The sequence below is a fragment of the Gammaproteobacteria bacterium genome (genome assembly GCA_009838035.1).
GTDB lineage: Bacteria > Pseudomonadota > Gammaproteobacteria > Steroidobacterales > Foliamicaceae > Foliamicus.
The window spans coordinates 1-12,702 of record VXSK01000001.1 but is presented as its reverse complement, the minus strand read 5'-3'; the positions used below and the strand labels follow the sequence as shown (position 1 = coordinate 12,702).

Below are 12,702 nucleotides of genomic sequence, written 5' to 3'. Positions count from 1 at the left end.
GTCCCCGCCCGCCCGGCAGATCTGCCCGCGGGTGAACGTCTTGCGGCTGAGACGCAGACCGCTTGAGAGGCGGTCGGTCCAGTCGGAATAGAACTGCAGCGACACCGCGTCCAGCTCGGTGGGCACGTCGTACCAGGCCGACTCGAACCGATCCCCCTGCCAGCGGGTGTCGCCCTCCTCGCTGCCCTGCCAGCTCAGGGACAGCCGGTGCGCCGCCGCCAGGTTCCAGTCCACCTTCGCCAGCGACCGCCTTGAACGGGTCGGCGTATCCGCCGCGGACCGCCCGAGTGGATCGTAGCCGTAGGTTTCCTGCACGATCCGGCCCAGCGCTTCGAACAGCCCGGGCCGAATGCCGCGAGCGGCATCGAACGCGGTGAAGTCCACCGGGGAGGCCGACTCGAACTCGTCGTGGGAGAGGAATACGAACAGGCGGTCCCTGACGAGCGGACCGCCCAGCGACACGCCGGTTTCGGTCTCGGTGAACGGCGCCGGAGCGAATTGGCCTCCGTCGTAGCGATTGCCGACCAGGCCGTCGTGGTGAAGGTAATGAAATACCGCACCTTCCCACTCGTTGCCGCCCGAACGGGTCGTGATCTGCACGAGTCCGCCGGTAAACCCGCCGGCGGCCACCGAGTAGTCCGAAGCCACCAGCGAAACCGACTCCACGGCGTCGAGGTTGATGGGCGAGCGTTCGGTCGCGTAGGTGTTGGTTCCCAGACCGAAATCGTCCTGCTGCAGGACCCCGTCGATGGCCAGGCCGTTGAACCGCGGATTGGCGCCGGCGACCGCCAGATGCCCGACGCCGTCGGACTGCGCCAAGGGATCCGTCAGCAGCGTTCGGATGGCGTCGCGGTGGATGGCGGGCTGCCTGGCGATGTCATCGGACGTGTAGGCGGAGCCCACGCCGTTGTTCAGCTCATGGACCGCGCGCACCGGCGCCGTGACCACGATTTCCTCCACAGCGGCCTGTTCGAGGCCGATGATCAGGGGGCTTTGCGTACCGGGTCGCAGAGTTACGCCCGCAACAAGCGCATCGCGAAAACCCGCGGCGCGCACGCGGATGTCGAACGGTCCGCCCACCCGCAGGCCGCTTTGGAAGAACGCGCCGTTCTGCAGCGTCAGCGCCTGCGCGGCGGTGCCCGAGGGCCGATGCACGATCGAGACCCGCGCATTCGCAACCGCGGCGCCCCCCGGGTCCCGCACGACGCCGCTCAGGCTCGCCGAAACGCCGCCGTGCGCATGCCCGGCCAGGACCGTGCAGAAAAGCAGGAGCAGCCACGGCCGTTGCGCGCACGCGCGGCTCCAGTAACCCGGTTTCATTGCAACCCCCGTCAACTGCCGTCCGGCGTCCAATGCCCGCGGCAGCGGCGATTGTACCCGCGCGCCGGACGTGCCGCGAGCGCCGGGTCCTCCATACAATAGCCGGGGAATCCTGCATGGTGGGGACAACATGAATCTGTTCAGAAAGCAAGGTTTTTCGCTGGTTTCCGGCGCGGTCTCTTGCCGGCTGCATCTGCCAAGGCCGCTGGCGGCGTCCATTACGGCAGTGGCGCTGACGCTTGCCGCCCCGGTCGTTGTCACGGCGGAAAGCGGACTGGCGCCCCTGGTCGAAGCGCGGCGCGACGAGGCCGTTGCGCTGGCAATGGACTTGTTCGAGTATGCCGAGCTTGGCTACCTCGAAACCCGCAGCGCCGAACGGCTCGCGGGCTACCTTGAGGGAAACGGCTTCAGGGTGGAGCGCAGCGTAGCCGCCATCCCCACCGCCTTCGTCGCCAGTCGGGGAAGCGGCGGGCCGGTCATCGGCATCCTGGCTGAATTTGATGCCCTGCCGGGGCTGTCGCAGGCGCCGGTGCCGCGCCGGCGGCCGCTGGTAGCCGATGCTCCGGGACACGCCTGCGGACATCACCTGTTCGGCACCGCATCGGCGACGGCGGGCACGGCGATCGCGGAATGGCTGGACAGCACGGGAACGTCCGGAACGGTGCGCGTCTACGGTACGCCGGCCGAGGAGGGCGGCTCCGGCAAGGTGTATCTCGCGCGGGCCGGGCTGTTCGACGACGTGGACATCGTGCTGCACTGGCATCCGTCCGACCGCAATATCGCCTCCCCCGAGAGCAGCAACGGCAACAAGTCCGGACGTTTCCGCTTTCACGGAATCGCGGCCCACGCCGCAGCCTCACCCGAGCGCGGTCGTTCGGCGCTGGACGGCGTTGAGGCGATGAACTACATGACCAATCTCATGCGCGAACACATGCCGTCCACGGCCCGGCTGCACTACGTCATAACGGACGGAGGCCGGGCGCCGAACATCGTGCCGGAGTTTGCCGAGGTCTATTACTACGTGCGCCATCCCGAACCGGGGATGGTGGCCCAGTTGTTCAATCGGGTCGTGGCCGCGGCCGAAGGCGCCGCCCTCGGGACGGGCACCCGGATGCAGTACGAGGTGATGCACGGCAACTTCCCGCTGCTGCGCAACGATGTACTGGCCGGGGTCATGCATGAACACCTGAAACGCTTGGGCGGCGTCGAGTACGACGAAGCGGAAATGGAATTCGCGACCACGATAAGGAAGTCGATGTTCGGCCGACTGCGCCCGCTCGAGGCCCGAAACGAGATCGAGCCCTTCGAGTTCAACCAGAAAATGGGTTCCACCGACGTCGGCGACGTAAGCTGGATCGTGCCCACCGCGGGGTTCGGCACGGCGACCTGGGTTCCGGGCACGGCGGCGCACAGTTGGCAGGCGGTCGCCGCCGGGGGCATGAGCATCGGACACAAGGGCATGATGCTGGCGGCCAGGGTGCTGGCCGAGACCGCTCGCGACCTCTACACGGACGCCGAACTCATCGCCCGGGCGAAAGCGGAATTCGAGGAAAGGCGCGGCCCCGACTTCGAATACCGCCCGCTGCTCGGCGACCGCGAGCCCCCGCTCGACTACCGCAAGTAGTCTTCACGGAGGGCGGGACGCTGTGGGGGGCATGCCCCCACTCCCAAGTTAGTCCTCTTCGGGGGGCGGGTAAGCGAGGATGAAGTTGTCGCGGTTGGGCATGCGTACTTCGGGCAGCGTTTGAGCGTTCATCGCTTCGTCCTCCGCGATGATTCCGTTCAGGTACAGCAGGTACGCCGTCAACGCGTAGACCTGATCGTCGCTGAGCGACTGCGGCTGCTGGTACGGCATCGTGCGGCGGATGTAGTCGAACACGACGGGCGCGTACGGCCAGAAGCTGCCCACGGTCTTCAGCGGCGCCGGGCCGTCGAGCGTGCCGTGCCCGCCCACCAGCACGTCGTTCAACTGACCCTGTCCCTCGACGCCGTGGCAGGAGAAGCAGTACAGCGTATAGACGGGTTTTCCCTCTATCGCCGTGCCCGACCCGGGTGGGAGACCCTCGCCGTCGGGCTCGACGCTGATTTCCCATTCGGCGACTTCCTCCGGGGTGGCCTCGACGCCCAGTTCCGGTCCTTCCTGGGCCAGGACGATCGCAGCCAAAGCGGCGACGGCGATCGCCGCCAGGCTACGTATAAACATTGCTTACCTGCCCTTCGCTGTCGATCCCCCACGCCTGGATGCCGTTGTAGTGGTAGGCGAACTTCCTGCCCTTGGCCGCGATGATCGCTTCGCGCGTGGGTTGCATGGCGCCGGTTTCGTCCACGGCGCGGCTCAGGATCACGGTTTCGGCTCCGTTCCAGCGCCACGCCATGCGGAATCGCGTCACGGCCTTGTCCAGCACCGGTTCGCACAAGCCCGCCTCGCCCCAGGTGGCGCCGCCGTCCGCGGAGACCTCGACCCGGGCGATCCGGCCCGCCCCCGACCAGGCCATGCCGGAGATCTGATACAGCCCGGGGCCCTTGAGCACCAGTCCGGGCGACGGCGAAGTGATCACGGACTTCACGTCCATGGGATAGGAGAAGATCAGCGAGCGACCGTCGGGCAGGAGGTCGGTGTACTTGGAGGTCTCTTCGCGGGTCATCGACGGCGCGGCGGTGACCTTTATTCTGCGCAGCCACTTGATGCTCATGTTGCCCTCGTACCCCGGCAGGAACAGCCGCAAGGGGTATCCCTGCTCCGGCCGCAGGCGCTCCCCGTTCTGGTACACCGCGAGCAATGCATCGTCCATGGCCTTGGCCAGCGGGACGCTGCGGTTCATCGCCGCGGCGTCGGCGCCTTCGGCCATGATCCAGCCGGCGGCGGGGTCCACGCCGGCCTCATCCAGCAGGATGGACAATGGCACGCCGGTCCACTCGCTGCACGACACCAGGCCGTGCAGGAAGCCGCAGGTATCGTTGATGGGCCGGCGGGGAAGCCCGGCTAGGTAGCTGTTGCCCGAACACTCGATGAACTGAATGCGCGACACCATCGGGTAGCGCGAAAGCGCGTCCATGTCGAAGAAAAGGGCGCGATCGACCATCCCGTGAATGAGCAGCCGGTGCCGGTCGGGATCGATGTCCGGTATCCCGCTGTGGTGGCGCTCGAAGTGCAGGGGATTCGGCGTGATCATTCCCTCCAGCGCTTCCAGCGGCGTCCAGGAACCGCCGGCGCCGTCGGCGCCGGTAGCGGCCAGGACCCGGCGCCGGACGTGATCTTCGTAGGTCGAGCGGCTGCCGTAACCGCTCAGCGGACGGCCCGGCGCCCGCATCCAGGGCGGCAGGTCCTTCGCCGGCGCTGCCGTCATCAGCCCCAGCGAGCCCGCGCCCAGCACCGCGGCGCCTCCCTTGAGAAAAAGGCGCCGGTGCAACAGGCCATTACCGGCCACAGGTTCGAGCTCGTCTGGTCTCCCTTCGGTCATCGATGAATTCCCCGCTACCGATAATGCCGCATTCTCAGGGCCTCAGATGCGGCATTTGGGAAAGCCCAGCGCCGAGGCCACCCGGCCTTGTTCGACATCGAGCGTTGCAAAAGCAAGGTTGACCGGCTGTGGGGACACATACAAGGCAGTGGCGACATGGCAGAGATCGGCGCCCCGCAGGTTGCCGGCGCCAAGTGCTCTCTCGCACTCAGAGGAGAGCGGCCTGTTGGGCAGGATCCACTCGATACCCGCTACTACATCGTCCTCGAAAGGCGCGCTTTCGCGCTGGAAGACGGCGCGCATTTCCGCCTCGAGCAGGTTGGAAGAAAGCAGGCGGTCAAAGCGATTCAGCGCCAGCGCGAACCTTTCGGCGACCGGCTCCCCGAAAGCAATTCCGGCCAGCACCGACGTGTCCACGTAAACCGCGCTCATTCGGCGCGCTCCGCCAGGAATCGCCCCAGCGCACCGGGCCTGTCAGCCACCATCCTGAAATCGCCGCGCGCCCTCGCAGGACGAACCAGAGCCCCCCGGCGTTCCAGGTGATCGAGCCGTTCATCCAGCGTCGGCGCTTCGGACTTCTGGATTGCGCGAATTTCCGCCACCGGCTTGCCCCGGTACGAAACGGTGACGGTCTCGCCTTCCCGCACCTCGCGAATGACCTCGGAGAAGCGCGCTTTTGCTTCGTAGATGGAGTAAGTGCGTGCCATGCCGAAACTATACCTAGTCAGACTAGTTATATCAAGGCATAGCCCCCTGCATAGACTCTCCCCGGTCAGTCGCGGGCGGCCACTGCGGCGCGCTCGCCGATGTCCAGCCACTCGTTCACCTGCTGCTGGAAGGCGGTGTACGAGGCGTAGATGCGCGCGGCGTTTTCGTCGCGGGCAATGAGCTCGTCGATGACCTCCTGCGAACGCAGGCGCAACTCGGCTATCACCGAGTCGGGGAAGGGGCGGATCTCGATCTTGCCTTCATTGCGTAGCTGCTGCAGGAACTGGGCGTTGCGGGCGCTGTATTCGGCGCCCAACAGGCTCTCCATATGGCCACACGCGGACTTCACGACCTCCTGAAGATCTTCCGGCAGCGCGTCCCAGGCCTCCTGGTTGATCGAGACCTCCAGTATCGCGCCCGGTTCGTGCCAGCCCGGATAGTAGTAGTACTGCGCCACTTCATGCAGGCCGAAGCCGACGTCGTTGTACGGCCCCACCCACTCGGTGGCGTCCACGCTGCCAGTCTGCATGGCGGTATAGATTTCGCCGCCCGGCAACATTACCGGCGTACCGCCGGCGCGCTGCAGCACTTCGCCGCCGAGACCCGGGATCCGCATCTTCAGGCCCCTGAGGTCGTCGGGCGAGTTGATTTCGCGGTTGAACCAGCCGCCCATCTGGGTGCCGGTGTTGCCGCCGGTGAACACCATGACGCCGAACGGTTCGTAGAGTTCCCGCCACAATTCCATGCCGCCGCCGTAATGCAGCCAGGCGGACGATTCCGTCGGAGTCATTCCGAACGGTATGGCGCCGAAGAACTGGGCCGCCTCCACCTGCGCCTTCCAGTAGTACGAAACGCCGTGCCCGATTTCCGCGGCGCCCGCGGACACGGCATTGAACACCTCGAATGGCGGAACCAGTTCGCCGGCCGCATAGACATGCACCTTGATCCTGCCGCCGGAAGCCCGGTTAATGGTCTCCGCCAGCAGGGTGGCGGAGGTGCCGGTGCCCGGAAAGTTGGGCGGCCAGGTCGTGACCATTTTCCAGTTGAATGTTTCGGCCGGCGCAGCGGGCGAAGCGGGCGAGTCGACGCCGGCTGCCGGCTGTTCCCGGCCGCAACCGGCCAGCGCCACGGCGCCGGCGCCGAGCCCGGCAAGAAGTTGTCTGCGTTTCATGTCTTTCCCCTGCTTGAATCTTGTTCCTAGGCACCGCCGGCTTGAGGGATCACGCACGGAGCGCTCAAACCGCTCTGAGAGCTCGCGCCCTGAGAGCTCGCGCTCTCAGTCATCATCCCCGGTTTCACGGAATTCGGACATCAGCACCTTGATTCGGTGATCGCTGAAGCGGCGGCCGTCCAGGTGCGCGCCGCGCATGTAGTGGCCCTGCCACTTCTCCGCCGGGCGGCGGAACCGGTCCACCTCCAGCTCCTTGTTGAAACTGCCCCGCGACCGGCTCCACTGAATGTGCTCTTTCGCCAGCTCCGGATCGTCCGACAACGGCCGCACGACCGCGTCGAACGTTTCGGCGTATTGCCGGGGAATCGGAACCAGCCGGCACACCGGTTCGTCCTTCTCGAAGGTCACCCAGGTCCGCTTGCGGGTGAAGCGCCAGTTCATCGTGAAGGTATAGGGCGCCCAATCGGTCTCGATAATGCCTTCCAGCGGCGCAATGGCGTCCTTGGCCGTGTTGGCCAGGCCCTTGCACCAGAGGTTGTGGCCCTTGCTGGTGCGAAACAGGTAACCGAGCGTGAAGGTGAGCACGCCGCTTCCGAAATGAGCGCTGACCAGTTCCGATTTCTCGCCGCGGAAGCGAATCTCCACGCCTTCCTTGGCCGGCTTGCCGTTCCAGCGCGCCCTGAATTCGACCGGACAGAGCACGTCCCAGCCGGTCTGGTTGGCGATCAGCAACGGCAGGCAGCGGTTGGCGAAATGATCGACCGTCCGGTCCATCCACTCCCTGGCGCGCGCGGCGCGGCGCAGCTTCATCGGCCGCTCTATCAGCGGATAGGCGATGATCTCAAGTTTGTCGCTCACGAAGCGCGCCCCATCTCAGGCAACACGGTGCCGTAAGGGTACACTTGCCGGCGTGTTGGCGCATCTCCGCTTACTTCCCTCCACCGGCAACGCATCTTCTCTTCGCATGCCCGCGTCCCGGCGCTTCTTGACCGGGGCTGCGCTGTTGCTGGGGCTGGCGCTTTCCGGCTGCGGCTTCAGCGGCGCACTCTACCTCCCCGAGGAATCTCCGCCGGCGCCGCAGGAGCAGCCTGTGCCGGAGGACGAAGGCCCGGCAGCCGAAGCAGGCACATGAACCGCCTCCTGCTGGTCGACGGAACGGCCTACCTGTTTCGCGCCTACTACGCGCTTCCCGCATTCACAACAGCCGACGGCCGCCCCACCGGCGCCCTGCACGGCGTGGTGAGCATGATCCAGCGGCTGCTTCGCGAAGAACCCCCGGACCTGCTGGCGTTCGTGATGGACGCGCCCGGACCCACGTTCCGCGACGAGATCTACCCGGAGTACAAGGCCAATCGCGACGTGATGCCCGAAGACCTGCGCGAGCAGATCGAGCCGGTGGTGAACGTGGTCGAGGCGATGGGCGTGCCGCTGCTGCGGATCGGCGGTGTGGAAGCCGACGACGTGATCGGAACCCTGGCCGCCCAGGCCCGGGAAGAAGGGCTGGACACGCTGATCTCGACCACCGACAAGGACTTCGCCCAGCTCGTCGGGCCGCATGTCCGGCTGGTCAACTGGACCAACAACCGCGTCATGGACAGCGCGGCGGTGGAGGAGAAGTTCGGCGTCCCGCCGGAGCGGATCCGCGATTACCTCGCCCTGGCCGGCGACACGTCCGACAACATCCCCGGCGTGCGCGGCGTGGGACCGAAGACCGCCGCGAAGTGGCTGCAATCCTACGGCAGCCTGGCAGGCGTAAAGGAGAATGCCGCCGAGATTCGCGGCAAGGCCGGAGAAACCCTGCGGACCAGCTTCGCCGACGTGGACCTGTCCCTTGAGCTGGCCACGATCCGCGAGGACGTTCCGCTGGACCTGAAGCCGCACGACCTCAGGCTCAGGGCGCCGGACATGGACGCGCTCGAAACGCTGTGCACGACGTTCGAACTGAACACCTTTCTCCGCAGCCTCCGCCAGTCGGCACCCGCCGCGCCGAAGCAGGCGGAGTACGCGACGATCCTGAACTCCGAACAGCTTGAGGAGTGCCTCGCCCGGCTGCGCGACGCTCCCGCCGCGGGCCTGAGCGTGGAAGCGTCCGGCGAGAATCCCATGGAACTGCGCCTGGCCGGCCTGGCCTTGTCCACCGGCGACGGCGAGGGCGCCTACGTGCCGCTGGCCCCGCGCGACCTGACGGAAGGCGCCGTCGAGCGTTCCGACGGCCGCGAACTGCTGGGCGGACTCAAGGGCTGGCTGGAGGACGCCGGGGCACAGAAAGTCGGGCATAACCTCAAGTTCGTGAGCCATGCGCTGGCGAACCACGGCATCGAACTGGCGGGCGGCGCGGGCGACACGATGCTGGAATCCTACGTGCTGAACTCCACCGCGATCGCCCACGATTTCGACAAGGCGGTAAAACGGTACCTGGAGCTGGACTGCATTTCTTCCGAAGACGTGTTCGGGAAAGGCCGCGGCAAGCTCTCACCGGCGCAGGCGCCACTGCAACAAGTCACGCCGTACGCCGCCCAGAAAGCGGACTATGCGCTCAGGCTCCACCGGCTCCTGATCGAAAAGCTCGACGAGACGCCGGTCCTCAACGACGTATTGGGGAGCATGGAAATGCCGCTCTCGCCGGTGCTGGCACGCATGGAACGGGTCGGCGTGCTGGTCGATGCGAAGGTGCTGGCGGCTCAGTCGCAGGAACTGGCCGAACAGTTGCGGGAGCTACAAGACCAGGCGTTCAAACAGGCCGGCAGCGAGTTCAACCTGGGTTCCCCCAAGCAACTCGGCGACGTGCTGTTCAACCAGCTGGGGCTGGAACCGGTGCGCCGCACATCGACCGGTCAGCCGTCCACTTCGGAATCGGTGCTGCATGAACTGGCCACCGTACACGACCTGCCCGGCACCATTCTGAAATATCGCAACCTGGCCAAGCTCAAGACCGGCTACACCGACGCCCTTCCGGGCTCCATCGACCCGCACACGGGGCGGGTGCATACCTCGTACCAGCAGGCCGTGGCCGCCACCGGACGGTTGTCGTCCATCCACCCGAACCTGCAGAACATCCCGGCGCGCACCGGGGAAGGGCGGCGCATACGCCAGGCCTTCGTGGCACCGGACGGGCGGGTGCTGATGTCCGCCGATTATTCGCAAATCGAACTGCGCATCATGGCCCAGCTCTCGGGGGACGAAGGTTTGCGCAAGGCTTTCTCCGAGGACATGGACGTGCACCGCGCGACCGCAGCCGAGGTGTTCGATACGCCGCCCGACTCGGTCAGTGCCGATCAGCGGCGGGCCGCCAAGGCGATCAATTTCGGGCTCATCTACGGCATGTCGCCGTTCGGCCTCGCCCGGCAACTCGGCGTGACCCGCGCGGAAGCGCAGGAATACGTCAACCACTACTTCACCCGCTACCCCGGCGTGCAGCAGTACATGGAAAGGACACGCAAGCAGGCCCACGAACAGGGCTGGGTGGAGACGCTATTCGGGCGGCGCCTGTATCTGCCGGATATCCGGGCTCGGGACTTTCGCCGGCGCAGCTACGCCGAGCGCAGTGCGATCAACGCGCCTATGCAGGGCACCGCGGCCGACATCATCAAGCGCGCAATGATCCTCATCGACGAGTGGCTTCAGCCCCGGCGCGACAAGGCACGGCTGATCATGCAGGTGCATGACGAACTGGTGTTCGAGTGCGAGCAGGACTTCGCCGAGGAACTGGCCGCCGAAGTCACGGGCATGATGGCCGGAGCGGCGTCACTGGAAGTTCCGCTCAAGGTGGACCTCGGCCAGGGCCCGAACTGGGACGCCGCGCACTGACCTGAGAGAGAGGCCGGCCCGTCTTAAAGAAGAAGGCTGGCGTCCTCACGCGTCCAGCCAGGTCTCGAGCACGCCGCGGGCTTCTTCCACGCCCACGGACCGCAACGCGGAGAATTCCTGCACCGTGCCGTTCCCGGCGAGAAGCCGCTCGGCATCCCGCAGGGTCTCGGCCAGGGCGCCGCGTTTGAGGCGGTCGCACTTGTTCATCAGCAGATGCACGGGCGCTTCGGACGCCGCGCAAACATCGAGCATGCGCAGGTCGAGCTCGCCCACCCCGCGGCGCGCGTCCACCACCACGAAGACGCCGCGCAGCGACCCGCGGCGACGGAAGTAATCGCCCATCATGCCTTCCCATTGCCTGCGTACCCGCAGCGGCGCGGCGGCGTAGCCGTAGCCGGGCAGGTCCACGATCCGCCGCTGCTCGCCGACGGCGAAGAACTGCAGCATCTGGGTGCGCCCCGGGGACTTGCTGGAACGGGCGAGCCCCCGCCGGTTGAGGATCGCGTTGATCGAGCTGGACTTGCCGGAATTCGAGCGGCCGGCGAACGCCACCTCGGCGCCCGCGTCCTCGGGGTACTGCTTCCAGGACGCCGCTGATTTCAGGAATGAGGCTTGCAACATGGATATTCGCGCCGGCGATGACTGTCCGCGGCACAGGTGGGTACACTATGCAAAAAAATCCGTGAAATATGAAACCCAAATACCGCAATCTGCTGCTCGCAACCCTCTTCCTGACGGCCGCTTCCGTTGTACAGGCTCAGGATGCGCCCAACTGGAAGTACCAGGAGGGCGTCCACTACGACCGCCTTGTGCCCGTGCAAGGGACCTCCAGCCCGCCGGACAAGATCGAGGTGGCCGAGTTCTTCTGGTACGGCTGCTTGTATTGCTACCGCATGGAAGCGTACATCGAAGAGTGGCAGAAGGATCAACCCGACGAAGTGAACTTCATTCACATCCCGGCGCCAGGGGACCCGACCATGGAAACGCATGCACGGCTTTTCCTTGCGCTGCAGGCGGTGGGCGAGCTTGACGCTGCGCACAGGGACGTATTCCGCGCGATTCACACCGAAAGCCGAGGGCTGTTGCGGCTCGGCGACCAGGAGCGCTTCGCGCGGCGCTACGGGGTCTCGGCCGAGGACTACCGCAACGCCTTCCGGTCGTTCTCGGTCGAATCCGGCCTGCGCAGGATCAAGGACCTGATGCGGCGATACCGCATTCTGGCAGTGCCGGCGTTCGTCGTGAACGGCAAGTACGTCGTGCGCGTGACGCCCGACAGCGACATGCCCCAATTGCTCGAAATCGTCGACGAACTGGTAGCGCGCGAACTCACCGAACGCTGATCCCCGCGGCGATGGCTGTCCGCGGCACAGGCAGGTTCAATATGCGAAAATTTCGCCAAATATGAAACCCAAATCCCATAGTCTGCTGCTCGCAGCCCTCTTTCTGACGGCCGCGCCCGTATCGCAGGCCCAGGAAGCACCCAACTGGAAGTTCCAGGAGGGCGTCCACTACGACCGCCTGGTGCCCGTGCAGGGAACCTCGAGCCCGCCGGACAAGATCGAGGTGGCCGAGTTCTTCTGGTACGGCTGCGTCTTCTGCTACCGCATGGACGCGTACATCGAGGAGTGGAAGAAGGATCAGCCGGAGGAAGTCAATTTCATCAACATCCCGGCGCTGTGGAACACGACCATGGAAATGCACGCACGGCTGTACCTGGCGCTGCAGGCGGTGGACGAGCTTGACGCCGCGCACAGGGACGTGTTCCGCGCGATCCACACCGAAAACCGGCCGCTGGTGCGGCTAGCAGACCAGGAGCGCTTCGCGGAGCGCTATGGGGTCTCGGCGGAGGACTACCGCAACGCCTTCCGGTCGTTCTCGGTCGAATCCAGCCTGCGCAGGATCATGGAATTGATGCGCCGTTACCGGATACTGGCGGTGCCGGCGTTCGTCGTGAACGGCAAGTACGTTGTGCGCGTGACGCCCGACAGCGACATGCCCCAACTGCTGGAAATCGTCGACGAACTCGTAGCCCGCGAACTCGCCGAGCGCTGATCCTCCAGCAAATTAACCCTTAGCTGGCGCACGCCCCTTATTCATCCGACACGTCCTTCTCCGGACCGTCGGCGGCAGGATGCCGCCGCCGAGCCCGGAGGGGTGTGCGTGGAGGGGTGTGCGGAGAAGGGAGTGGAGGATGAATAAGGGGCCGGTGGGGGAATCGGGGAGTGAGAGGTAGCG

General features: G+C 66.0%; 12 protein-coding genes. 4 read left to right on the top strand and 8 right to left on the bottom strand.

Annotated elements, in window-relative coordinates:
- The coding region (locus F4Y72_00060; protein ID MXZ26681.1) for a hypothetical protein at positions 1 to 1,539 on the bottom strand (1,539 nt) is incomplete at its 3' end.
- On the opposite strand from F4Y72_00060, the gene F4Y72_00055 reads away from it, so the two are divergent.
- Positions 1,451 to 2,944, top strand: a complete 1,494-nt coding sequence (locus F4Y72_00055; protein ID MXZ26680.1) for an amidohydrolase — start codon at positions 1,451 to 1,453, stop codon at positions 2,942 to 2,944. The two genes, F4Y72_00060 and F4Y72_00055, sit on opposite strands and share 89 nt — an antisense overlap.
- Before the next feature lie 48 nt (positions 2,945 to 2,992).
- Here F4Y72_00055 and F4Y72_00050 read toward each other — a convergent pair whose 3' ends face one another.
- The 6 genes from F4Y72_00050 to F4Y72_00025 all read right to left on the bottom strand — a co-directional run bounded on the left by F4Y72_00050 (position 2,993) and on the right by F4Y72_00025 (position 7,518).
- Positions 2,993 to 3,523 (bottom strand): cytochrome c, encoded by a 531-nt coding sequence (locus F4Y72_00050; protein ID MXZ26679.1) that lies wholly within the window; start codon positions 3,521 to 3,523, stop codon positions 2,993 to 2,995.
- Positions 3,510 to 4,781, bottom strand: coding sequence for a sulfite dehydrogenase (gene soxC, locus F4Y72_00045; protein ID MXZ26678.1), 1,272 nt, complete (start codon positions 4,779 to 4,781; stop codon positions 3,510 to 3,512). Before soxC ends, F4Y72_00050 begins: the two co-directional genes overlap by 14 nt.
- Positions 4,782 to 4,823: 42 nt before the next feature.
- Complete coding sequence (locus F4Y72_00040) at positions 4,824 to 5,213, bottom strand: type II toxin-antitoxin system VapC family toxin (GenBank protein ID MXZ26677.1); 390 nt, start codon at positions 5,211 to 5,213, stop codon at positions 4,824 to 4,826.
- Positions 5,210 to 5,488, bottom strand: coding sequence for a type II toxin-antitoxin system prevent-host-death family antitoxin (locus F4Y72_00035; protein ID MXZ26676.1), 279 nt, complete (start codon positions 5,486 to 5,488; stop codon positions 5,210 to 5,212). The genes F4Y72_00040 and F4Y72_00035 overlap by 4 nt, the downstream gene beginning before the upstream one ends.
- Before the next feature lie 65 nt (positions 5,489 to 5,553).
- Positions 5,554 to 6,660 (bottom strand): TRAP transporter substrate-binding protein, encoded by a 1,107-nt coding sequence (locus tag F4Y72_00030; protein MXZ26675.1) that lies wholly within the window; start codon positions 6,658 to 6,660, stop codon positions 5,554 to 5,556.
- A 105-nt stretch (positions 6,661 to 6,765) separates the two neighbouring features.
- Positions 6,766 to 7,518 (bottom strand): hypothetical protein, encoded by a 753-nt coding sequence (locus F4Y72_00025; GenBank protein ID MXZ26674.1) that lies wholly within the window; start codon positions 7,516 to 7,518, stop codon positions 6,766 to 6,768.
- A 270-nt stretch (positions 7,519 to 7,788) separates the two neighbouring features.
- Here F4Y72_00025 and polA point away from each other — a divergent pair, with 270 nt between their 5' ends.
- Entirely contained in the window at positions 7,789 to 10,467 is a 2,679-nt protein-coding gene (gene polA, locus F4Y72_00020; GenBank protein MXZ26673.1) for a DNA polymerase I, read from the top strand.
- Between the two features lie 45 nt (positions 10,468 to 10,512).
- Here polA and F4Y72_00015 read toward each other — a convergent pair whose 3' ends face one another.
- Positions 10,513 to 11,088 (bottom strand): YihA family ribosome biogenesis GTP-binding protein, encoded by a 576-nt coding sequence (locus tag F4Y72_00015; GenBank protein MXZ26672.1) that lies wholly within the window; start codon positions 11,086 to 11,088, stop codon positions 10,513 to 10,515.
- Between the two features lie 68 nt (positions 11,089 to 11,156).
- Between F4Y72_00015 and F4Y72_00010 the strand changes: the two genes are divergently transcribed.
- Positions 11,157 to 11,807, top strand: coding sequence for a thiol:disulfide interchange protein DsbA/DsbL (locus F4Y72_00010; protein ID MXZ26671.1), 651 nt, complete (start codon positions 11,157 to 11,159; stop codon positions 11,805 to 11,807).
- Positions 11,808 to 11,868: 61 nt separating this feature from the next.
- On the top strand, positions 11,869 to 12,519 hold the full coding sequence (locus F4Y72_00005; GenBank protein ID MXZ26670.1) for a thiol:disulfide interchange protein DsbA/DsbL: 651 nt from the start codon (positions 11,869 to 11,871) through the stop codon (positions 12,517 to 12,519).
- Positions 12,520 to 12,702 lie beyond the last annotated feature (183 nt).